Annotated in this window: 21 protein-coding genes; 12 read left to right on the top strand and 9 right to left on the bottom strand. The window is 69.7% G+C overall.

Going from position 1 to position 20,906, the window contains the following annotated elements:
• The first annotated feature begins 177 nt into the window (after window positions 1–177).
• A complete protein-coding gene (locus tag Q9R08_RS04370; RefSeq protein ID WP_308866611.1) occupies window positions 178–591 on the top strand; it encodes a DUF7144 family membrane protein in 414 nt (137 codons plus the stop codon).
• 36 nt (window positions 592–627) lie between these two features.
• Here Q9R08_RS04370 and Q9R08_RS04365 read toward each other — a convergent pair whose 3' ends face one another.
• The 3 genes from Q9R08_RS04365 to Q9R08_RS04355 form a co-directional block, all read right to left on the bottom strand.
• Window positions 628–1,650, bottom strand: coding sequence for a GlxA family transcriptional regulator (locus tag Q9R08_RS04365; RefSeq protein ID WP_308866610.1), 1,023 nt, complete (start codon window positions 1,648–1,650; stop codon window positions 628–630).
• A 233-nt stretch (window positions 1,651–1,883) separates the two neighbouring features.
• Window positions 1,884–3,278 carry a glycosyltransferase gene (locus tag Q9R08_RS04360; protein WP_308866609.1) on the bottom strand — a complete coding sequence of 465 codons (1,395 nt, stop codon included), beginning with the start codon at window positions 3,276–3,278 and terminating at the stop codon, window positions 1,884–1,886.
• A gap of 5 nt (window positions 3,279–3,283) precedes the next feature.
• Window positions 3,284–4,495 (bottom strand): glycosyltransferase, encoded by a 1,212-nt coding sequence (locus Q9R08_RS04355; RefSeq protein ID WP_308866608.1) that lies wholly within the window; start codon window positions 4,493–4,495, stop codon window positions 3,284–3,286.
• Window positions 4,496–4,620: 125 nt separating this feature from the next.
• Between Q9R08_RS04355 and Q9R08_RS04350 the strand changes: the two genes are divergently transcribed.
• The 4 genes from Q9R08_RS04350 (at window position 4,621) to Q9R08_RS04335 (ending at window position 7,798) form a co-directional block, all read left to right on the top strand.
• Entirely contained in the window at window positions 4,621–5,238 is a 618-nt protein-coding gene (locus tag Q9R08_RS04350) for a hypothetical protein (protein ID WP_308866607.1), read from the top strand.
• A 14-nt stretch (window positions 5,239–5,252) separates the two neighbouring features.
• Window positions 5,253–6,089: an LLM class F420-dependent oxidoreductase gene (locus Q9R08_RS04345; RefSeq protein ID WP_308866606.1), complete on the top strand. Its 837-nt coding sequence runs from the start codon at window positions 5,253–5,255 to the stop codon at window positions 6,087–6,089.
• 60 nt (window positions 6,090–6,149) lie between these two features.
• A complete protein-coding gene (locus tag Q9R08_RS04340) occupies window positions 6,150–6,821 on the top strand; it encodes a GAP family protein (RefSeq protein WP_308866605.1) in 672 nt (223 codons plus the stop codon).
• Window positions 6,822–6,883: 62 nt separating this feature from the next.
• Window positions 6,884–7,798, top strand: coding sequence for a formylglycine-generating enzyme family protein (locus Q9R08_RS04335; protein ID WP_308866604.1), 915 nt, complete (start codon window positions 6,884–6,886; stop codon window positions 7,796–7,798).
• Between the two features lie 9 nt (window positions 7,799–7,807).
• Here Q9R08_RS04335 and Q9R08_RS04330 read toward each other — a convergent pair whose 3' ends face one another.
• Entirely contained in the window at window positions 7,808–8,743 is a 936-nt protein-coding gene (locus Q9R08_RS04330; protein WP_308866603.1) for an HAD family hydrolase, read from the bottom strand.
• 146 nt (window positions 8,744–8,889) lie between these two features.
• Between Q9R08_RS04330 and cls the strand changes: the two genes are divergently transcribed.
• Together cls and Q9R08_RS04320 are read left to right on the top strand one after the other, a co-directional pair.
• A complete protein-coding gene (gene cls, locus Q9R08_RS04325) occupies window positions 8,890–10,365 on the top strand; it encodes a cardiolipin synthase (RefSeq protein WP_308866602.1) in 1,476 nt (491 codons plus the stop codon).
• Window positions 10,366–10,574: 209 nt separating this feature from the next.
• Window positions 10,575–11,543 carry a hypothetical protein gene (locus Q9R08_RS04320; RefSeq protein ID WP_308866601.1) on the top strand — a complete coding sequence of 323 codons (969 nt, stop codon included), beginning with the start codon at window positions 10,575–10,577 and terminating at the stop codon, window positions 11,541–11,543.
• Window positions 11,544–11,759: 216 nt separating this feature from the next.
• Here the strand turns inward: Q9R08_RS04320 and Q9R08_RS04315 are convergent, their stop codons facing one another.
• Window positions 11,760–12,887: an AI-2E family transporter gene (locus Q9R08_RS04315; RefSeq protein ID WP_308866600.1), complete on the bottom strand. Its 1,128-nt coding sequence runs from the start codon at window positions 12,885–12,887 to the stop codon at window positions 11,760–11,762.
• Between the two features lie 157 nt (window positions 12,888–13,044).
• On the opposite strand from Q9R08_RS04315, the gene Q9R08_RS04310 reads away from it, so the two are divergent.
• Genes Q9R08_RS04310 through Q9R08_RS04300 form a run of 3 tightly spaced genes read left to right on the top strand, consistent with a single transcriptional unit; the run spans window position 13,045 to window position 14,219 of the window.
• On the top strand, window positions 13,045–13,431 hold the full coding sequence (locus tag Q9R08_RS04310) for an SHOCT domain-containing protein (RefSeq protein WP_308866599.1): 387 nt from the start codon (window positions 13,045–13,047) through the stop codon (window positions 13,429–13,431).
• Between the two features lie 24 nt (window positions 13,432–13,455).
• Complete coding sequence (locus Q9R08_RS04305; RefSeq protein ID WP_308866598.1) at window positions 13,456–13,872, top strand: DUF6325 family protein; 417 nt, start codon at window positions 13,456–13,458, stop codon at window positions 13,870–13,872.
• Window positions 13,873–13,898: 26 nt separating this feature from the next.
• Entirely contained in the window at window positions 13,899–14,219 is a 321-nt protein-coding gene (locus Q9R08_RS04300; RefSeq protein ID WP_308866661.1) for an SHOCT domain-containing protein, read from the top strand.
• Between the two features lie 64 nt (window positions 14,220–14,283).
• On the opposite strand, the gene Q9R08_RS04295 is transcribed toward Q9R08_RS04300, so the two are convergent.
• Window positions 14,284–15,153, bottom strand: a complete 870-nt coding sequence (locus Q9R08_RS04295) for a potassium channel family protein (protein WP_308866597.1) — start codon at window positions 15,151–15,153, stop codon at window positions 14,284–14,286.
• Window positions 15,154–15,250: 97 nt separating this feature from the next.
• Here Q9R08_RS04295 and Q9R08_RS04290 point away from each other — a divergent pair, with 97 nt between their 5' ends.
• Entirely contained in the window at window positions 15,251–16,594 is a 1,344-nt protein-coding gene (locus Q9R08_RS04290) for an ion channel protein (RefSeq protein WP_308866595.1), read from the top strand.
• Here Q9R08_RS04290 and Q9R08_RS04285 read toward each other — a convergent pair.
• Complete coding sequence (locus tag Q9R08_RS04285) at window positions 16,583–17,686, bottom strand: DUF998 domain-containing protein (protein WP_308866593.1); 1,104 nt, start codon at window positions 17,684–17,686, stop codon at window positions 16,583–16,585. The two genes, Q9R08_RS04290 and Q9R08_RS04285, sit on opposite strands and share 12 nt — an antisense overlap.
• Before the next feature lie 44 nt (window positions 17,687–17,730).
• Complete coding sequence (locus Q9R08_RS04280) at window positions 17,731–18,822, bottom strand: AI-2E family transporter (RefSeq protein WP_308866592.1); 1,092 nt, start codon at window positions 18,820–18,822, stop codon at window positions 17,731–17,733.
• Between the two features lie 54 nt (window positions 18,823–18,876).
• On the opposite strand from Q9R08_RS04280, the gene Q9R08_RS04275 reads away from it, so the two are divergent.
• Complete coding sequence (locus Q9R08_RS04275) at window positions 18,877–20,274, top strand: DUF2252 domain-containing protein (protein WP_308866591.1); 1,398 nt, start codon at window positions 18,877–18,879, stop codon at window positions 20,272–20,274.
• 7 nt (window positions 20,275–20,281) lie between these two features.
• Here Q9R08_RS04275 and Q9R08_RS04270 read toward each other — a convergent pair whose 3' ends face one another.
• Window positions 20,282–20,896: a TetR/AcrR family transcriptional regulator gene (locus Q9R08_RS04270; protein ID WP_308866590.1), complete on the bottom strand. Its 615-nt coding sequence runs from the start codon at window positions 20,894–20,896 to the stop codon at window positions 20,282–20,284.
• Window positions 20,897–20,906: the final 10 nt, after the last annotated feature.

Below are 20,906 nucleotides of genomic sequence, written 5' to 3'. Positions count from 1 at the left end.
TCGTCGATGACGCCGTGCGACCTCTGATGACGCCGTACGCGGGGGCCGGGAAAGAAAAGCACTCAGGATTCTCCCAGGTTCGCTAGTGTGTGCCGCAAGTGCTGAACAGCACCCCTGTGGCGCGGACCGGGTTCGTCTCAACCGCGCCGGTTTCTCGCCGAATCGAAGGGATCTCTCATGACCGACACCAACACCACCGCCCCGACGGGCTGGGCAGGATGGGGCGTCTTCGCCGCCGTCGTCCTGATCGTCACGGGCGCCATCGACGCCTTCCACGGCCTGCAGGCTCTCATCGGTCCCGACACCGCCTACTTCGTGGGTGACGCCGGGCTCTTCTCGGTGAACATCCAGGGCTGGGGCTGGTGGCACCTCATCGCCGGCGTGCTGCTGATCCTCGTCGGCATCGCGCTGCTGGGCGGCGCGAAGTGGGCGCGCATCACCGCGATCGTGCTCGTCGCGATCAACGCGATCGGCCAGCTCTCGCTCATCGCCGCGCAGCCATGGCTGTCGCTGGCGGTGCTCGCCCTCGACGTGATCGTGATCTACGCGCTCACCGTCCACGGACGCGAGATCGACGCACGCCGCGCATAGCAGCGCGAATGGGCGGAGCCGCCGGCTCCGCCCGGGTCACGCCACGGACTCGAGCATCGATGCCTCGGCCACCGCTTCGACGGAGGCCGGGGCATCGGCCGTGTGGTCGTCGTTGCACGCGAACCGCGAGCGATACGCGGTCGGGGTGGTGCCGAGCACGCGGGCGAAGTTCTGCCGCAGCACGGCGGCCGAGCCGAAGCCGCTCTCGTAGGCGATGCGGTCGAGCCCGAGGTCCGTCTTCTCGAGGAGGCGCTGCGCGTGGATGATGCGCTGGCGTGCGAGCCACGCGGCCGGCGTCGCGCCGTGGTCGGCCTTGAACCGGCGGGCGAACGTGCGCGGCGACATGTGGGCCTTGGCGGCGAGCTGGTCGACGGTGAGCTCGAGACGCAGGTTGTCGAGCATCCAATCGGTCACCGGTGCGAGCGAGAGGGAGGTGGTGGCCGGCAGGGGGTTGGCGATGAACTGCGCCTGTCCGCCGTCCCGCTGCGGCGGAACGACCATGCGGCGGGCGATGATGTTCGTCAGCTCGGCGCCGAGCTCCTGACGCAGCAGGTGCAGGCACGCGTCGAGGCCGGCTGCCGTGCCGGCGCTCGTGATGATGCGGCCGTCCTGCACGTAGAGCACGTCGGGGTCGACGTCGATGGACGGGTACATCTCTTTCATCTTCTTCGCGTACATCCAGTGGGTGGTCGCACGGCGCCCGTCGAGCACCCCTGCTGCGGCGACCACGAACGACCCGCTGCACACGCTCAGCACCCACGCGCCGCGGGCGACCGCCGCCCGGATCACGTCGAGCACACGCTCGTCGATGCGGCCCCAGTACTGGTGGGGCACCGGCGACACGACGACGAGGTCCGCCTCGTAGGCGAACGACAAGTCCTCGTGGACGTTGATCGAGAAGCCCATCTTCGATTCCACGACGCCGGGATCGGGCGTCACGACACGGAAGTCGAAGCTCGGGATGCCGTCATCCGAGCGATCGAGACCGAAGGCCTCGCAGGCGACCCCGAACTCGAACGGCGCGAAGCCGTCCGTGACGATGCAGGCGACGGTGTGCATGCGGACCTCCGTGTGTGGCAGTTTTCCTGCGATTCGTGGCTATTCTGCCACTCGTGGCAGTTCTCCCGCAAGCGTAGCGTTTCTGCCATGTTCATGGTGATTCTTCTCGCAGCACTGTCCGCGGTGGCGCTCTCCTCGACGATCGCCGCCCTTCGCACCGACGGCTACCGTCGGATTCCCACCGACCGCACCCGCCTCCCTTGACCGGCGCCCTCTGCGCCCTCCCCAGAAGATCAGACGATGATGCGCTGGTAGACCTCGATCATCGCGGCGGTCCGCGACGACTGACGGAACCGCTCGCGGACCGACGGATCGGGCTGACGCGCCGTTCCGGCGGCGATGTCGGATGCCGCCTTTCGCAGCGCGTCGGCCAGCGCGGCGACCGACGGGTCCGCCGTCACGCCGTCGCCGACCGCCCAGAAGCCCGTTCCGAGCTCGGCCGCGAGGTCGGGGTCGCTCACCACCGCCGGGGTCCCGAGCGAGGCGGCCTCGAAGATCGTCATGCCCTGGGTCTCGAAGCCGATCGAGGTCTGCACGACGGCGTCGGCGGCGGCGATGCGGCGGAGCGTCTGGGCGTAGGGCATCCGTCCCGAGAACACCACATCGGCGCGGGGGCGCAGGTTCTCGACCAGGCGCCGCGCCGCACGCAGCTGCCCACCGCCGCCGATGATCTCGACCCCGGCCTCGATTCCCGACGCCGCGAGCGCCTCGAGGAAGGGGAGCAGGCGCTTCTCGGGGCTCATGCGCCCGAGCCAGACGAACCGCGGCGGTCCCGGCGCGCGCGCGGAAAGACGGACAGATTCGTCCGATGCGCCGGCGACGGATGTCGCGCCCCTGCGTGTCGTGTCACCGAGCAGTGCCTTCGCATCGGGTGAGGCGGCGAGCACCTCATCGAGCACGTCGTCGTCGATGCCGTTCCAGATCACGTCGACCGCGGGCACGGTCGGCGACGCGCCGAGGTGCGATGCCGCCGCGCGGCGGCCACCTGGCACCGCCCGCTGAGCCTCGAGCCGCCCGGCGAAGTGCGACGACGGAGCAGTGACGGCGTCCGACCGGCCCGCGAACCGTCGCAGGTACGCCCAGCCGTCGCGTCCGACCGGCTCGCCCTCCCTCAAGACCCCGAGCGCCCGACGCTGCCAGGCGTTCAGCACGCGCAGCACCAGCCCGGGGAAGGGCGCCGTCGCCTCGATGCCCACGTCTACCCGGTTGTGCATGGTGTGCACCACCGGAAACCCGTGGCGCTCCGCGAACCGATGGCCGATGAATGCGCCCCAGAAGTCGGCCTGCACATGGACGACGTCGACCGGAGGGCGCCCGGTCTCGCGGATGCGACGCCGGAGCGCGGCATCCAGCCATCGATCCGTGCGGCGTCCGGGCCACGTCATCGAGTACTCGCGGTCGAGCGTGATCGGGACCGAGGGCAGATCCAGGTACGAAGGATCGGCGCTTCGTCTCTCCGGCTCGCTCAGCAGCCGTGCGCCGGCGCGCGCCCGCGCGCCATGCATCGCCGGCGCGACGATCGTGACCGTGTGCCCCGCCTTCTCGAGGAAGCGCCGCTGCAGCCGCATCGAGACCTGCGCCCCGCCGAGGGACTCGACGTGCTGGTCGCCGAACATCACGACGTGCACGGCGGCTACTCGGGCAGCGGTTCGTCGCGGTACAGCGCCTCGAACGTGTCGAGCGTGCGCCGCATGTCGTGCACCTTGACGCCTTCGAGCGAAGCGAGCTGCATGCGCTCGCGCTCCTCGGGCGTCTGGGTGAGCACCGTCGTCAGCTTGGCGGCGAGATCGTCGACGTCGCCGGGGCGGAAGAGGTAGCCGTTCTCGCCGTCGTGCACGAGGTGCGGGAGCGCCACGGCGTCGGCGGCGACGATCGGCAGTCCCGACGCCATCGCCTCCATCGTCGCGATCGACTGCAGCTCGGCGATCGAGGCGATCACGAAGAGGCTCGCGTTCGTCAGGAACGACCGCAGCTCCTCATCGGTGGTGTGTCCGTGGAAGTGCACGCGGTCGGTGAGACCGAGGTCCGAGGTGAGCGCCTCGAGGTTGCGGCGCTGGTCACCGCTGCCCACGATGTCGAACCGCACGTCGAGCGCCGGGTCGAGCTGCGCGATCGCACGCAGCACGACGTCGATCTGCTTCTCGGTGGTGAGGCGTCCCACGAACACCAGGCGGTGCGCGTCGCGCGGCGAGAGGTCGGCGGTGTAGTTCGAAGCCTCGATGCCGCAGCTGACGGGGATGACGCCCTGGATGTCGATCGTGCGCTCGAGGAATTCGGCGGCCTTGCGCGTGGGGGTGGTGACGGCCCGCGTCATCTTGAACGTGCGCTCCGCGTCCTGCCACGCGAGCTTGACCGCGTACCGCGTCCACGAGGCGGGGAGCACGGTGAAGTCGAGCACGTTCTCGGCCATGACGTGATTGGTCGCGATGACCGGGATGCCGCGCTTGCGCGCTTCGCGGGTGAGGCCGCGCCCGATCACGATGTGCGACTGGCTGTGCACCACGTCGGGCTTCACCTCGTCGAGCACGCGGCGCGCGTAGTGCTTCGAGCGGAACGGCATGACGAACGTGAGCCAGTCGTGGGGGTACCAGCGCCATGACGGCAGCCGGTGCATCGTCATCGGCTGTCCCTCGATGACCTCGGTGAACGTGCCGTGCTCCCGGTGCGTCTTGCTGGGGGCCATCACATGCACCTCGTGGCCGCGGCCCACCAGGCCGGCGGCGAGACGCTCGGCGAAGCGCGCGGCGCCGTTGACGTGGGGAAGGAACGTGTCGGCGCCGATGACGATCTTCAAGGGGCGAGGGGTCGCGGCGGGGATGTCTTCGGGCGTCGCAGGATCGGTCACGGGGTTGGGGCCTGTCTGTGCGGCGGGCGGGCGGCGGGGGGCTGGTCGCCGCGCGGATCCACTGTACCCGAGGCTTCCCGGGGGCTCTCCAGGAACGCGCCGGACCCGGCACGTACGCTGGTCGCATGCCCCGTTTGCAGGCCGATGCCGACCCCAACCTCTGGGTTCCCGTGACCGAGTCGCTCGGCTTCCGCGGGCGCCGCCACCGCAAGGCGGCGATACGGATGCTGCTCGGACAGGCCGGCACGGCGATGGCCGGTCCGACGGGCTCAGCGACCGCGGGTCCCCGCCCCGGGAGCGGCGTCGCGGCGTGGGCGATGAGTCAGGCCGCCCCCTTCCTCATGCGCAAGGCCGCCGGCCGCGTGCTCGTCTGGGTGTGGAAGGCCGACGCCGAGCTCGTCGTCGTGATGGCGCAGGTGCAGCAGGCGACGAACGACCTGCGGGCGGCCCGCGCGATGATGCCCATGGAGTACGACGACACCGAGTCGTTCCGCAACCCGTATCTGGGGGTCGGCGAGAAGCTCGAGCTGTCGCTGCCGCCCGACCCGCGCACGCCGCCCTTCGCGACCTACACGTGGGACACGGGCACGCACTTCGTGACGGTGACGGCGGTGTGCTCGGACCGCGAGCGCTTCGGCACCGTGATCGGCAGCGTCGACGACCTCGCGCGCACCCTGCGGATCGTCGACGACCTGTCGGTCGGCGAGTCGCCCGAGGTGCTGCGCATCGAGCCGAAGAGCTGACGGGGTCCTCAGACGTGACCGAGCCCCGGCATCCCGCTGCCCATCGCCCGCTGCGGATCGGCGTGCAGCTGGCGCCGCAGCATGCCTCGTACACCGCGTACCGCGACGCCGTGCTGCGCGCGGAGGATCTCGGCGTCGACGCGATCTTCAACTGGGACCACTTCTTCCCGCTCACCGAGCCGATGGACGCCGAGCATTTCGAGGCGTGGACGGTGCTCGCCGCGCTCGCGGAGCAGACGGAACGCGTCGAACTCGGCCCGCTGGTCAACTGCAGCTCGTACCGCAACCCCGACCTGCAGGCCGACATGGCCCGCACGGTCGACCACATCAGCGCCCGCGCGACCGGCACCGGCCGGCTCATCTTCGGCACCGGATCGGGCTGGGCACAGCCCGACTACGACGAGTACGGCTTCGAGTTCGGCACGGTCGGCTCACGCTTGGACGCCCTCGCCGACGATCTGTCGCGCATCCGCTCGCGCTGGGAGCGGCTCAACCCCGCGCCCACCCGGCGGATCCCGATCCTCATCGGCGGCCAGGGCGAGCGCAAGACGCTGCGGATGGTCGCGCAGCACGCCGACATCTGGCACACCTTCACGCGGCTCGACGACATGCCGCACAAGATCGGGGTGCTGCACGAATGGTGCGCGCGAGAAGGCCGCGATCCTGCCGAGATCGAACTGTCGACGGGCTACACCATCCGCGGCTTCGGCCCGCTTCTCGAGACGGATGCCGCGCCCCGCCTGTACGAGCTGGGCTTCCGCCTCATCATCCCGGCGATCGACGGCCCCGACTACGACCTCTCGCCACTCACGCCCCTGCTGGAGTGGCGGGATCGCATCAACGGCGCCTGAGCGCGGCAGGCCGGTACGGTAGCCACGTCCGCATCGCTCCACTCCCAGGAGGCCACGCCCATGGGCGCCGTCATCGGAGACATCCTCACGCTCGCCCTCGGTGTCGCGATCAGCCCGATCCCGATCATCGCGGCCATCCTGATGCTGCTGTCCCCGAAAGCGCGGGTGACCGGCACCGGATTCCTGCTCGGGTGGGTGGTCGGCATCGTCGTCGCGGTGACGGTCTTCACCCTGCTGTCGTCGGTGCTCCCCGAGGCGGACGAGGACACGTCACAGCCGATCAAGGGCGTCATCCAGCTCGTCCTCGGCATCCTGCTCCTGCTCCTCGCGCTGCGACAGTGGCGCGGCCGGCCCCAGGCGGGCGCGGAGCCGGCTCTGCCGAAGTGGATGCAGGCGATCGACACGATCACCTTCCCCAAGGCCGTGGGCCTCGGATTCCTGCTGTCGGCCGCCAACCCGAAGAACCTGCTCCTCGCGGCCAGCGCCGGGGTGACGATCGGGGCAGCCGGCCTCGATGCCGGCTCGATCGTGGTCGTGATCGCGGTCTTCACGCTGATCGCGGCATCCACCGTCCTCGTCCCCGTCGTCGGCTACCTCATCGCCGCCGAGAAGCTGCGCGGCCCCCTCGACGCCCTGCGCGGCTGGCTCGCGAAGGAGAACGCCGTCATCATGGCCGTGCTGCTCCTGGTCATCGCCGTCGCGATCATCGGCAAGGGCATCGGCAGCTTCTGATCCGGATCAGGTCGCGGCCCTGATCCGGGCACCCCCCTCCCACACCGGGCTACGGTGGAGCCGTGACTTCGCCGACACACGACCAGGTGCAGCTCGACGGCGGCGTGTTCCGGATGGGGTCGGAGGACTTCTACCCCGACGAGAAGCCGGTGCACGAGCGCGTGGTCGCTCCCTTCCGGATCGACCGGTATGCGGTGACCAACGCCCAGTACGCCGCGTTCGTCGACGACACCGGCTACGTCACCGTCGCCGAGCGAGAGCTCGACCCTGCGAACTTCCCGGGCGCCGATGTCGCCTCGCTCTCGCCCGGGGCGATGGTCTTCACTCCCACCCCCGGCCCCGTCGACCTGCGCGACTGGCGCAACTGGTGGCGGTGGGAGGCGGGCGCCTCCTGGCGTCAGCCGTTCGGACCCGGATCGTCCATCGACGACAGGCTGCGGCATCCGGTGGTGCACATCGCCTTCGAAGACGCCACGGCCTACGCCGAGTGGGCGGGGCTGCGCCTGCCGACCGAGGCCGAGCACGAGTACGCCGCCCGCGGCGGGCTCGACGGCCGGCGCTTCGCGTGGGGCGACGAGCCGTACCCGGAGGGCGTGGCCCAGGCGAACTCGTGGCTCGGGCGTTTTCCATACGACAACCAGGGCGTCGGCGATGCTGCGCCGGTCGGCTCGTACCCGCCGAACGGCTACGGGCTCTACGACATGACCGGCAACGTCTGGGAGTGGACGACCGACTTCTACACGCCGCGGCACCTGCGTCTCTCGGACAAGCCGGTGGACGCCGGCAAGCGGGCCAACCTGCTGGCGGCGGCGAGCGCCCAGGAGGGCTTCCCGTCCATCCCGCGCCGCGTGCTCAAGGGCGGTTCGCACCTGTGCTCGCCCGAGTACTGCCTGCGCTTCCGGCCGGCCGCGCGCTCCCCCCAGGCCGAGGACACCGGCATGTCGCACATCGGCTTCCGCTGCGCGAGCGACGCCTGACCCGTCGCGTCAGATGTCGGCGGGAAAGACCTGCGCCCAATCGTCGCGCACGCTCACGACCGTGAACCCGTGGGCGGATGCCGTCGCCAGCGCCTGCTCCGCCCCCGTGTCGTACGGCGCATCGCCGCGGCCGGTGTCGTCGTCGTGGTTGATCAGCACGCTCAGGCTGCGGGGGTTGCCCTGTGCGAAGCGGAGCATCGGGATGTCGCCGTTCGAGTTGCCCGCGGCGAGGATCGGCCGGCGGCCGACGCGCATCCAGATGCGGACCGGCTTCTCGGGCCCGTCGTCGACGAACGCGAGCTGGGGCGTGTACCGCACGACGTTGTCGTCCGCGTCGTACTCGAGGCCCATCCCCGTGCCCACGACGCGCTCGGCTGGGATGCCGTAGTAGTCCTGCGTCATCGGGCGCATGAAGTCCCGGTCGCCGCCCGACACGATGTAGACGCTGAAGCCGTTCGCCTCGAGGAAGCGGATCAGCTCCACCATCGGCTGGTACACGGTGTGCGCATACGAGCGGCCGAGCGAGAGGTGCCGCGCATCGCGGTAGAAGGCGGCGACGGATGCCTCGTAGTCCTCGACGCTCGCTCCGGCGCTGGATTGCGCCACCGCCGCGATCAGCGGGCCCAGGTCGGAGTCGTCTCCGCGGTAGTGCTTGTCGACGGCCTGCCCCAGCCACGCGAGATCGCCCGAAGCCGCGGCCTTGTAAGGCTGACGATCCGCGAGCGTCGGATCGGCGGTCGCCGCGGCCTTCCACTGCTCGAGCAGGTAGTGCAGCTGTGTCGGCATGGGCTTCTCGGTCCAGAGGGTCCCGTCGTTGTCGAACACCGCAACGCGCCCGTCCGGCGGGACGAAGTCGGGGCCGCCCTCGGCGGTCACGGCGGCGACGAAGTCCAGGATCGCCGCTCTGCTTGCCGTGTCCCGCCACGACGGCAGCTGATCGGTCATGCGGCGACTCTATCGAGCGCGTCCGGCCGACCACCTCTGAGGACGGCTTCCGGATCGGCGAGTCGGACGTCGACGCCCCGGCCGACGCCCCGGCACACGGTGTGCGGTTGCTGTGTCCCGCCGCGGAAGGGTGCCACACTACGGACGTGGACTCCACCTTCCTCGCCAACCTGTCCTGGACCCTCGCCGTCCTCGTGCACGCCGCGATCGTCGTCACCGCGCTCATCGTCATCCCGCGCGGGCGCAAGCCCACAGCAGCCATGGCGTGGATCCTGCTCATCGTCGTCCTGCCCGGCGTCGGCGTGGTGCTCTACCTCGTCATCGGCAACTACCGGCTGCCGCAGAAGAGACGCGCAGAACAGGCGCGCATCGACGAGATCATCCGCAGCCGGGTGGCCGCAGGCGCGCTGGATGAGATGGATGCTTCGTGGCCGCGCTGGTTCCAGCGCGTGGTGCAGCAGAACCAGACGCTCACCGCCCTTCCCGCCTCATCAGGCAACGAAGCGACGCTTCTGCCGCACTACCAGGAGTCGATCGACGCGATGACCGCCGAGATCGACACGGCGAAGGAATTCGTGCACATCGAGTTCTTCATCGTCGGGTGGGACGACACCACCCGCGGATTCTTCGGGGCCATGGAGCGTGCTGTCGCCCGCGGCGTCACAGTGCGTCTCCTGGCCGACTACGTCGCGACCAAGAAGGTCCCTGGCTGCAAGGCGATGCTGGCGGAGCTCGACCGCATCGGCGTGAAGTGGGCGTGGATGCTCCCGGTCGAGCCCTTCAAGGGCAAGTACCAGCGCCCCGATCTGCGCAACCACCGCAAGATCGTCGTCGTCGACGGTCGCGTCGGCTTCATGGGCTCGCAGAACCTGATCGACCGCACATACGACTCGCCGAAGAACATCAAGCGCGGCCTCAAGTGGCAGGAGCTCATGACGCGCTTGACCGGGCCGGTCGTGGCATCCGTCAACACCGTCTTCCTGTCGGACTGGCTCATCGAGACCGGCGAGGACCTCTCGCAGACCGCCCAGGTGCCGGCGGCCGAGCTCCCGGTCTCGACCGCGCCCGACGCGCTGCAGTGCCAGGTCGTGCCGAGCGGCCCCGGCTACGACACCGAGAACAACCTGCGCCTCTTCCTGTCGCTGATCTACGGCGCGACCGAGAAGGTCATCCTGACGAGCCCGTACTTCGTGCCGGACGAGGCGATGGTCTACGCGATCACGACGGCGTGCCAGCGGGGGATCGAGGTGCAGCTTTTCGTCTCCGAGATCGGCGACCAGTTCATGGTGTGGCACGCACAAAGGTCGTATTACACCGCCCTCCTCGAAGCGGGTGTGCGGATCTTCCTCTACCCCGCGCCGTTCATCCTGCACTCGAAGCACTTCTCCATCGACGACGACATCGCCGTGATCGGCTCGAGCAACATGGACATCCGCTCGTTCAGCCTCAACAGCGAGGTCTCGCTCCTGGTACGCGGCGCGTCCTTCGTCGCCGGCATGCGCGAGGTCGAGCAGGGCTACCGCGACGCCGGCCGCGAGCTCACGCTGGAGGAGTGGCGCCGCGAGCCCGCGAAGGCCACGTTCCTCGACGGCCTGATGCGCCTCACCTCCGCCCTCAACTGACCCACCCGGGCGAAGGTGAAGGTTCCCTTGCCGAGCCAGGGGATTCCCGCCGAAACAGGGGGCGACGCCCCTGGTCTCGGCGGAAACTTCCTGCCTCGAAGAGGCTCGCCTCCTCCCCGGCCGCGACGAGACGCCGATGCGGCGCATGTTGTCCACCACCGACCGCGATCAGCCGTGGGCTGGGACGCGTAAGACCGCAGGCTGAGCTGGTGACAGCCGACCTTCCCACCACTCTCCTGTTCGGCCGCGGGCTGCCGTTCGACATCGCGCGACGGGATCGCGACGGACGACTGCATCGCATCCGCCCGGGTGTGTACATCCGCAAGGACGTGTGGGCGGGCCTGCGACCCTGGGAGCAATATCGGGTGCGCGTGCTCGCCGTGGCCCATACCTGGAAGGCACCGGTGTTCTGCCTCGAGTCGGCAGCCGTGCTGCAAGGGCTGCCTGTCTTCGGCGAGCCGACGCACATCCACGTGCTGAGCTCTGATGGCCGTTCGTGGCGCGAAGGCGACGTGATCGTTCATGGCTACGCGGATGCCCGCGAACTGTCGGACGCCGGCGGTCTGGGCGCGACCTCGGTCGCCGATACGGCGGTCGATCTTGCTCGTGCGCTTCCTCCCGCCTTTGCTCTCGCCGTGGCGGACGCGGCCGCCCGCATCCTCCGGGCGGACGGCGTTGCGCTCGATATCAGCGAACGCGGTCGTGCGCAGTCGAACCGGCGAGGCGTCCGACAGCTCGACTGGGTGCAGGCGCGTGCCACTGCTGACTCCGAGTCGGCGGGAGAGGCTGTGAGCAGGGCGGTCATCGAGTGGCTGGGTTTCGAGGAACCAGAGCTGCAGAGCGAATTCTCGTACGAAGGCGCGACCGACCGCTCCGACTTCTACTGGCGTCGACTGCGCATCATCGGCGAATCCGACGGCTACGGAAAGTACGACGCCAGCGACCCCCAGGCGATGAAAGCCCACTTCATCCGCGAGAAGAAGCGGGAAGACCGTCTTCGGCGCCACGAGGGCGGCTTCGCCCGCTGGGACTGGAGCGACACCATGAGATTCGAACCGCTCGATCTGAAGCTGCGCGACGCCGGTCTGGCACCTGTGCACCCCCGCCAGCCCTGGTACCTGAGTACGCTGGCCCATAACCCGAGGTCGTTCGCCAAGTCCAAGGCGCGGTCCTTCTAGCGCGCTCCCCCAGCTCTGGCGCCGAGACCGCGATCGGCCTGGCGACGAGACGAGGGATCATCGTCGAGACCCAGGGCGGCGTCCTGCGTTTCACTGGGAATCCCCTGCCTCGCCGACCGCGGCCCAACCGCGGCGAGAACCGTCGCCGCGCCGGGGGCTGCGTGCAGGCCGAAGGGGCACGGATGCCGCGGGCCGCGGCATCCGTCTCTCGTCGCGTCAGACCTTGAGGTTCTGGCGGGGGACGACGACCTCGCGGATGATCAGCAGGATCGACGCCATCACCGGCAGCGCGACGAGGACTCCGACGACGCCCGCCAGCGCTCCGCCGGCCAGGGCCCCGATCAGCACCAGGGCGGCGGGGATCGCGATCGCCTTGTTCATCACGCGGGGGCTGATGACGTAAGACTCGAGCTGGATGTAGATCAGGTAGGCGATGAAGAAGATGAGGGCCTGGGTCGGGCTGCTGAACAGCGCGACGATCGAGGCGAAGATCCAGAAGATCACCGACCCGAACAGCGGGATGAGCGTGATCACGAACGCGATCACGGCCATGAGCGCCGGAAATGGCAGTCCGATCGCCACATGCAGGATGAAGACGGCCGCGGCGTTGAGGGACGAGAGGATCACCGAGCCGATCAGCGCGCTGCCCACGGAGCCGGTGATGCGCTCCGTGAGGTCCTCCAGGCGAACGCGGCTGTGCGCCGGAGCGAGCGCGTAGAGCGCCTGCTTCGCCGCCGAGAGCGAGGCGAGGAAGTAGAGGGTGAGGGCGATGACGATGAAGCTCGCAGAGATCCCGGCGACGAAGCCCACACCCACCGCCAGCACGCCCCCGCCGAGCATCGCGATGGTCGACGGCGTCGAGATCCAGTCGGCGAGCTGATCCATGCCCGCGATGATCGCCGCCTGAGCGTCGGGGGTGAGCTGCGCGAACCACTCCGACTGTGGGATGTTCTCCACGCCTTCGGGAATCGCCTCCACCAGCTGCACGATCTGGGCGATGACGGGCGGCAGCACGAAGACGAAGAACGCGACCGCCACGAGCGCGAATCCGCAGAACACGATGGCGATGCCGGCGCCGCGCTTGACCCTGTGACGCTCGAGCATGCGCACGATCGGGTCGAGCCCGAGTGCGAGGAACATCGCCAGCACGATGTAGACGAGGATCGTCGAGATCGAGCCGATCGCCGATCCGAGCACGAGCGCGGCGAGCACGCCGATCGTCACGAGGAACCCCGTCCCCAGCGGGTGATCGAGCGCGGCGAGGACGCTGGCGAAGCGCCGCGGGCGCTCTGCGACGACCGCAGGCACCACGTCGGTGGCGGAGCCCTCAGGTTCATCGGTCATGGGGAACATGATGCCGCTAAGCGGTCAGGAAAGCTTCGAAAATCGGTCATGCCGATCCGGCGTGTTTGGCGGTAGTCTCCGATCCAGAGCACCGCGAGGGACGCGGTGTCTACAACCGCACAGCGACGGGTCGACCCCGTCGAGAAAGCTGGTATCCATGGGCGGCTTCTGGGATTTCATCGCCTGGATGTTCTGGATCTTCGTGTTCGTCGCGTACCTGATGGTGATCTTCTCGATCATCGGCGACCTGTTCCGCGACGACAAACTGAACGGCTGGCTCAAGGCCGTCTGGATCCTCTTCCTGATCTTCGTGCCCTTCCTGACCGCGCTGGTGTACCTGATCGCGCGCGGCAACGGGATGCAGAAGCGCTCGATCGCGCAGGCGCAGGAGCTGCGCTCCGCTCAGGATGCCTACATCCGGCAGACCGCGGGCTCGGGGGCGAGTGCCGCAGACGACATCGCCAAGGCGAAGACCCTCCTCGACTCCGGTGCGATCACCCAGGCCGAGTTCGACCACCTCAAGGCCAAGGCGCTGGCTGTCTAGCCGGCACCCGAGACAGGAGAAGACATGACGACCTTCGATTACGGCCCCATCGAGTTCTACGCGATCGCGTTCGAGGGCGACCGGCCCGGTCCGGCAGTGCTCCAGGCGATCGACGACCTCGTCGCCTCGGGCACGGTCAACGTGCTCGACCTCGTCTTCGCGCGGCGCTCGCCGGAGGGTGAGCTCGAGGTCCTCGAGCTCTCCGACACGATCGACGACGGTGCACCGTCGCTCGATCTGGCGGGACTCGCGGGCCAGGACGACATCCTCTACCTCGCGGAGAACCTCGAGCCCGGTTCGTCCGCGGCGATCCTCGTGGTCGAGCTGCTGTGGGCGAAGGCGTTCGCGTCTGCGCTCTACGACGCCGGCGGCGCCGTCATCGCACGCGAGGGGATCCCCGCACCGATCGTGAACGCGTTCCTCGCCGAGAACGCCGACTGAAGGAGGAAGACATGCCACTGAGAAGAATGGGTCGGCCCGGTCTCATCGGAATGGCCGCCCGGACCGCCGTCGTCGCCGGCACCGCCACCGCCGTCTCGGGCAGCGTCGCGCGGCACCAGCAGGCGAAGTACAACGATCAGGCCCAGGAGCAGGCGTACGAGGCCCAGCAGCAGCAGGCCGCGATGGATGCCGCCGCCGCCCAGGCCGTCGCCAACGCGCAGGCGGCTCCGGCTGCACCGGCCGCCGACGACATGATGGCGAAGATCACGCAGCTCGCGCAGCTGCACGCGCAGGGCATCCTCTCCGACGAGGAGTTCGCCGCAGCGAAGGCGAAGCTGCTGTCCTGAGCACTGCTTCATGAAGAGGGCCGCGTCCATCCGGACGCGGCCCTCTTCATGTCGCTCTCCGCGATCAGCCACCGGGACGTTCGTCTCCACCGTCGCCGAGCGAACCGTGCTCGTCGTGGCCACCGTTCGCGCCACCGTTGCCGGCGCCTGCACCCGCGCCGCTCCCGCCCCCACCGTGCGCACCACCGCCACTGCCGCCCGCACCGTGTGCGCCACCGCCGCCCGCACTCTGCGCGGTCAGCGCGTCGATCTTCTCCATCAGCGCCCGCACCTGGGCACGGGTCGCGGGCTCCTGATCGTCGTGTTCGCGCGACGCGCGCTCGAGCACCCAGGAGGCCAGGGTCGCAGTGATCACGCCGGCCAGCGCCACCCCTCCGAGCATGAGCCCCACGGCGACCCAGCGGCCGGCATCCGTCATGGGCACGTAGTCGCCGTAGCCCGTCGTCGTGACGGTCACGCACGACCACCACAGCGCGATGCCGAAGGTCGTGATGTTCGCATCGGGAGCGTGACGCTCGGCTTCGAGCACCGCGAGCGAGGCGATGTAGATCAGGATGACGGAGGCGCCGGCGCCGTACACGAGGATCTGCGTGCGCAACACGCCGCCCGCGGTCGTCTTCATCCCGGGCAGCCGGGTCATGAAGCGCAGCAGCCGGACGAGGCGCAGGACGGGGATCAGCGCGAACGTCAGCGCCGACAGGTGATGGCGGAACCACCATCTCCTGTTGGTGGCGAGCGACAGGCGCACGATGTAGTCCGCGATGAACATGGCCCAGGTCACGAGGATCACCGTCGACGCGATCACCCGGCCCGGACCGTGCAGGTCGGCGATGACGCGCCAGGAGTACGCGACGAGGTACGCAAACGAGGCGATCATGAGCGGCACCTCGGTGCGCTTGTGCCAGGCGGTCTCCTCCACATGCGAATTGTGCACCGGATGTCTCCTGCCGGCACCCCGGCGCGCCCGCCGCCGCGCGAGATCGCGCCGAGCGCCGCCCACGTCCCCGTGCTGCGACCGATATCGTGTGCCCATGCCCGGCCCCATCGCCGCCTCGCCCGCACCGGCCACCTCACCTGGTCCGCAGCTCACCGTCCGACGCCTGGTGCTGCTGTCGATCCCCGCGATCCTCATCGGCGTGCTGTCGGCGCTGACGCTCCGCGTGCTCGATCTCATCGCCGGGCAGCTCGACGACGTGCTGTGGACGAGCATGCCGAAGGCGCTCGGCATCCCGTCCGACTCGCCGTGGTGGATCTTCACGGTTCTCACCGCGACCGGCATCGCCGTCGGACTCGTGGTGTGGCTCGTTCCCGGTCACGCCGGTCCCGACTCGGCGACGACCGAGCTCGCGGCCGCACCGCTGCCGCTGTGGGTGCTGCCCGGTCTGTTCGTCGTCGTGCTCCTCAGCCTCGCCGGCGGGGTGAGCCTCGGCCCCGAGAACCCCATCATCGCGGTCAATGTCTCGCTCGCGATCGCGCTCGTCGCTCGCATCGCCAAGGCGGTGCCGCCGCAGCTCGTCGGCGCTCTGGCGATCTCGGCGACGATCGGTGCGCTGTTCGGCACCCCCGTCGCCGCGGCGCTCGTCTTCACCGGAATGGTCGGCGAGTTCAAGATGGGCGGTTCGCTCTGGGACAAGCTGTTCCTCCCGCTCGTCGCGGCCGGTGCCGGATCGGTGACGACGTTCCTCCTCGGCGGCGGATTCGGTGCGACGGCGCCGCTCCCGGCCTACGGGACGCCGCAGGCCTTCGACCTGCTCCTCGGTGCGATCGTCGCCTGCGCGGCTGCGGCCTTCGGGCTCGTCGGCATCTACCTCTTCCCGCTCGTGCATCGCGCGTTCCACGCACTGCGGCATCCGCTGCTCTACATCGCCCTCGGCGGGGTCGTGCTGGGACTGCTCGGCATGGTCGGCGGGCCGATCACGCTGTTCAAGGGTCTCGAGCAGAGCGGCGAGCTCCTCGCCGACCCCGACGCGTATCCTCCCGGTCAGCTGGCGCTGATCCTGCTCATCAAGATGGCGGCTCTCGTGGTCGCCGCGTCAGCGGGCTTCCGCGGGGGCCGGATCTTCCCGGCGGTGTTCCTCGGGGTCGCAGCCGGGTTGCTGGGGGGCGCGCTGCTCCCTGGCTTGCCACTGTCGCTCGCGGTCGCCTGCGGGGTGCTCGGCCTCGTGCTGGCCATCGCCCGCGACGGGTGGGTGGCGCTCTTCGTCGCCGTCGCGATGGTCGGCGACATCACGGTGCTGCCGATGCTGTGCATCATCGTGCTGCCGGCCTGGCTCGTCGTCACCTGGGCGCGCGAGATGCTCATCACCCCCGCCGACCTCGCGCGCGAGCGGCCGGAGGCGGCACTCCCCTGGTCCCGGACCCGCTCAGCCGGCTGACGGCTCGTGGCGCGCGTCCTGAGCCAGGGCGGCCGCGTTGCGGATGAACAGCACGATCCAGGTGAAGACCAGGATGCCGGCGACCAGCTCGACCGCGGTGAGCGTGTAGTAGCCGACGAAGAAGAACATCGCGAGCAGCAGGGTGACCGCGAGGAACAGCCAGCCGAGAGCGACGAAAGCCTTCGGCATCGACGGGATCCACCGCGGCAGCGCGATGACGAGCACGCCGAACGCGACCACCATGCCCGACGCGACGCTGGTGTGGAGCGCGAAGAACCGGTCCACCGGGAAGATCCCGACCATGCCGAGGAACACGCCGACCACGATGAGCGTGGCGCGCACGCGGCCGATGCCCTTGGGGTTGAGGGTGGGGATGCCGCGCGTGGAGTACCGCGCGAGCGTGGTCACGAGGAAGCCCGCGACGATGATCGTGATGTTGAAGGCGAAGGCCGATACGTTGGACGACATGCCGAGAGCACTGAGGTTGTCCTTCCACCAGCTCGGGTCGCTGGCGGTGAGCATGCTGGCGAGCACACCGAAGACGAGGAACACCGCGAGGACGACGGCGAGCAGCTGCAGATCCATGTGCGTCGCCGAGTAGAACGCGAGGTAGGCCGTCATCGCCGAGGTGGCGCCTGCGAGGATGAGCACTGCCAGGGGGAACACCTCGGCGCCGATGAACGCGTCCTCGAGGATCACCGCCAGCAGCGTCCAGCCGAGGAGTGCGATCACGGCGTGGGCGAAGGCCAGCGCGGCCACGTCGAGGTAGTCGAGCGGGTTGAGGCGCCGGTGCGCGCCCTGCCGGTGGGCGAGGATCCGGCCTCCGATCACCGCGAGGAACGCCACGACGCCGGCTGCGATCGCCGCGAACTGCCCCACCGAGCCCGGGCCCGAGATCGGCGCCGGCTGGAAGCGGAAGGCGATCATCGCCACGAGCGCCACGACGACGAACGAGGCCGCGCCGACACCGAGTGCGAGGGACTCGAGCGAGCGCTCGCTGAACCGGTCGAACACGCGGGGTCCGCGATGCGTCTGCGGCGGAACCGACGGCTGCCCGTCGGGCGAAGGCAGATCGAGCGAGGTCTGAGTCATGACTGCCTCCGTGGGAGTGGGATGCGGGCGTGGATGGCGGCGGATCACGAAGGCGCGAGCGGATCCCGCGCCGCGGCGGCCGGCGTGGCGGTGCGATCGCCCGAGAGCCACCGCAGCCACAGCGACCCCGTATCGCCCTCGAGCACGAGCGCCCGGACGAAGAGCGTCAGCGGGATCGACAGGATCGCGCCGAGCGGCCCGATCACGAACGTCCAGAAGATGACCGAGAAGAAGCTCAGCGTCAGGCTGAGATCGACCGCGTCGCTGACGAACTTCGGCTGCACCAGCACCTGCAGCACGACGTTGACGACGGAGTAGATCGCGATCACCGCGAGCAGCATCGGCCATCCGCCGACCACCAGGCCCAGCACGGCGGGCGGGATGAGGCCCAGCACGAAGCCGATGTTCGGCACGAAGTTGGTGACGAAGGCGAGCACCGCCCAGACGATGGGCGCCGGCACGCCGAGCGCCCAGAGCGCGAGGCCGTCGATGATCGCCACGACCGCGCCGAACGACGCGTTCACGACGTAATAGCGGCGGATGCCGGTGTTCAGGCGGCGGATCCTCGCGAGCACGGGCCGACGCCCGGCGCCGAAGACGCGCTCGGCGTCGCGATACCGCGCGGCGTCCGCGGCCATGAAGATGATGTACGACACGACGAAGAAGAGGGCGGTCGCGACGCCGACCACGGTGCCGCCGACGCTGGAGACGAGCCGGACGATCGCCGAGGGATCGAGGACGGATGCCGCGGCATCCGTCGCCTCTCCGTCGAGGCCGACGGACTGCAGCCAGCCCACGAAGCCGTCGACGCTGCCGCGCAGCTGGTCCACGTAGTCGGCGACCAGCCGTGCGAACTGGACGCCGGCCACCCACAGCAGCAGGCCCATCACCACGAGCACCAGATAGGCGACGAGGATGACGGCCGTGGTGCCGGTCCAGCGCGGCCAGCCGCGCCGCTCGAGAGGCCGGCGGACGGGCTCGCAGATGACGACGAGCACGACCGCGAGCGCGAGCGGTCCGATGAGGCTTCGTGCGAAGTACACGCCCGCGAGCACCACCACGCTCGTCGCGAGCACGACGAGCACGCGCAGGCCCGGTGAGAGAGCGGGCGGCGGCGCGGGCGCGGGGCGGGTCACGCGGTCAGGGTACCGCCCTTACGAGCGGGCGCATCGCAGTGCCACACTGGGCGCATGTCAACGACCGCCGAGTCGCCGATCGGGCGCACCTGGGCTCCTCTGCCGTCCCATGCCGACCACGTCGCTGAGGGCCGCGCCGCGCGGCAGCAGAATCCTCGCGAGGCGCTCGCCGAGCTGCCCACGAACGACCGCGATCCGATGGGCATCCTCGACGCGCAGGACGCCGACCGGGTCCCCGAGCTGGTTCCCCTGCGCACCGAGCGCATGGCGGCGAGCGCCTTCGCCTTCTACCGAGGAACCGCCGCCCTCATGGCCGCCGACCTGGCCCGCTCGCCCAGCAGCGGCGTGAGCGTCGGGTCATGCGGCGATGCGCACGTGTCGAACTTCGGGCTGTACGCGTCTCCGCAGCGGACGCTCGTCTTCGACCTCAACGACTTCGACGAGTCGGCGTGGGCGCCGTGGGAGTGGGACGTCAAACGACTGGTCGCCAGCATCGTCATCGCGGGACAGTCGACCGGGCGCGCCGACTCGGTGATCCGCGAGGCGTCACTCGATGCGGTGCGTGTCTACGCGCGCTCGATCGGCGCAGGCGCCAAGCGCAGCCCCCTCAAGCGCTACTACGACCGCTTCGACGCCCTGGCCGCCGAGCGAGCCGTGGACGACGAGACGCGTGCCGCCATCGATTCGGCGATCAAGGAGGCCGAGAAGCGCACCGGCGCGCGTGCGGCGAAGAAGATGACGCAGCTCGATGCCGAGGGGCGGATCGTCTTCGTCGAGTCACCGCCCACGATGACCCACATCGACGCCGAGTCTGAGGAGCGCGCGCTGCGCGTCTTCGACCAGTACGTGAAGTCGGCGAACATCGACATCCGTGCTCTGCTGCAGAAGTACCGGCTGTCGGACATCGCCCTGCGCGTGGTCGGTGTGGGCAGCGTGGGCACACGGTGCCTCGTCATCGCCATGCAGGACGGCGACGACGGCGTCCTGCTGCTGCAGGGCAAGGAGGCGGGAAGGAGCGTGCTGATCGAGCACGGGAAGGCCGAGCAGCCGGAAGCCGTCTCCCGGTTCATCGACCAGTACGGCGAGGGCGGGCGCGTGGTCGGGATGCAGCGCATCCTCCAGGCAGTGTCGGACCCGTTCCTCGGTTTCGTCGGCCACACGACGTACGGAGCGCAGCGCGATTTCTACGTCCGCCAGTTCCGCGACAAGAAGGGCGGGTTCGACATGGACGCGCTCGACGACAAGGGGTTCCTCTGGTACGCCGACGCCTGCGCGGCGACGTTGGCCCGCGCGCACGGCCAGTCGCCTGCCTCCGCTGCCGTGGCGGGGTATCTCGGAGGAGGCCGTGTCGCGGGCGAGGCCATCCTCGAATGGGCCTATGCCTACGCCGATCTCTCGCTCGCGGACTGGAAGCTGTTCCGGACGCACCGCGGCGTGGAGGCGGCCGCCTGAGCGGATCTCACGGCGTCTGAGGGCCTTCGATCCGCACCCGGAGGGAGGCGACGAGCATGTCGAGGCCGATCTCGAAGGCGGCGTCGCTGCGCGCGGCGCCCTCGGCCGCGCCCGCCATCAGCCGGCCGAGCGTCGCAGTGGGCACGTCCGGGCGCCAGATCTCGTCGGGCGAGGCGAGGTCCATGCCGAACCCGATCGCGTACGCGTCCACGATGGCGACGATCGCGAGTACCTCGTCGTCGACCACCCCCGCGTCGACGAGCGCCGTCGCGAGCCGGTCGTAGCCGGCGATCACACCGGGGTCGGTGATGGTCTTGCCGACGATGAGAGGGACGATGAGCGGATGCTGGGCGTAGAGGCGCCGCAGTGCCCGCAGGGTGCCGATGACCACGGCATCCCACTCCCCTGTGACGGCCGTCGGCAGATAGCGCCGCGACAGCCGGCCGCGCATGAGCTCGATGATGGCGTCCTTGCCGTCCACGTGGTTGTAGAGCGACGACGGCGTGACGCCCAGACGGCGCGCGAGGGCGTTCACGCCGAACGGCTCGCCGGAGTCGGCGAGCTCGATGGCGGCGTCGGCGATCAGCTCCACCGACAGCAGGTTCACTCTGGGTCTCGGCATACGTCCTCCA

The organism is Microbacterium psychrotolerans (assembly GCF_031085295.1).
Classification (GTDB): Bacteria; Actinomycetota; Actinomycetes; order Actinomycetales; family Microbacteriaceae; genus Microbacterium; species Microbacterium psychrotolerans.
The sequence above is the reverse complement of the archived record's forward strand: the minus strand, read 5'-3'. Positions and strand labels throughout refer to the sequence as shown.

Excerpts from the sequence above, each read along its gene's own strand:
- Q9R08_RS04370 (WP_308866611.1), top strand. The coding sequence starts at position 178 with ATGACCGACACCAACACCACCGCCCCGACGGGCTGGGCAGGATGGGGC.
- Q9R08_RS04365 (WP_308866610.1), bottom strand. The coding sequence starts at position 1,650 with ATGCACACCGTCGCCTGCATCGTCACGGACGGCTTCGCGCCGTTCGAG.
- Q9R08_RS04350 (WP_308866607.1), top strand. The coding sequence starts at position 4,621 with ATGCCCCGTTTGCAGGCCGATGCCGACCCCAACCTCTGGGTTCCCGTG.
- Q9R08_RS04340 (WP_308866605.1), top strand. The coding sequence starts at position 6,150 with ATGGGCGCCGTCATCGGAGACATCCTCACGCTCGCCCTCGGTGTCGCG.
- Q9R08_RS04330 (WP_308866603.1), bottom strand. The coding sequence starts at position 8,743 with ATGACCGATCAGCTGCCGTCGTGGCGGGACACGGCAAGCAGAGCGGCG.
- Q9R08_RS04315 (WP_308866600.1), bottom strand. The coding sequence starts at position 12,887 with ATGACCGATGAACCTGAGGGCTCCGCCACCGACGTGGTGCCTGCGGTC.
- Q9R08_RS04310 (WP_308866599.1), top strand. The coding sequence starts at position 13,045 with ATGGGCGGCTTCTGGGATTTCATCGCCTGGATGTTCTGGATCTTCGTG.
- Q9R08_RS04305 (WP_308866598.1), top strand. The coding sequence starts at position 13,456 with ATGACGACCTTCGATTACGGCCCCATCGAGTTCTACGCGATCGCGTTC.
- Q9R08_RS04300 (WP_308866661.1), top strand. The coding sequence starts at position 13,899 with ATGGGTCGGCCCGGTCTCATCGGAATGGCCGCCCGGACCGCCGTCGTC.
- Q9R08_RS04290 (WP_308866595.1), top strand. The coding sequence starts at position 15,251 with ATGCCCGGCCCCATCGCCGCCTCGCCCGCACCGGCCACCTCACCTGGT.
- Q9R08_RS04285 (WP_308866593.1), bottom strand. The coding sequence starts at position 17,686 with ATGACTCAGACCTCGCTCGATCTGCCTTCGCCCGACGGGCAGCCGTCG.
- Q9R08_RS04275 (WP_308866591.1), top strand. The coding sequence starts at position 18,877 with ATGTCAACGACCGCCGAGTCGCCGATCGGGCGCACCTGGGCTCCTCTG.
- Q9R08_RS04270 (WP_308866590.1), bottom strand. The coding sequence starts at position 20,896 with ATGCCGAGACCCAGAGTGAACCTGCTGTCGGTGGAGCTGATCGCCGAC.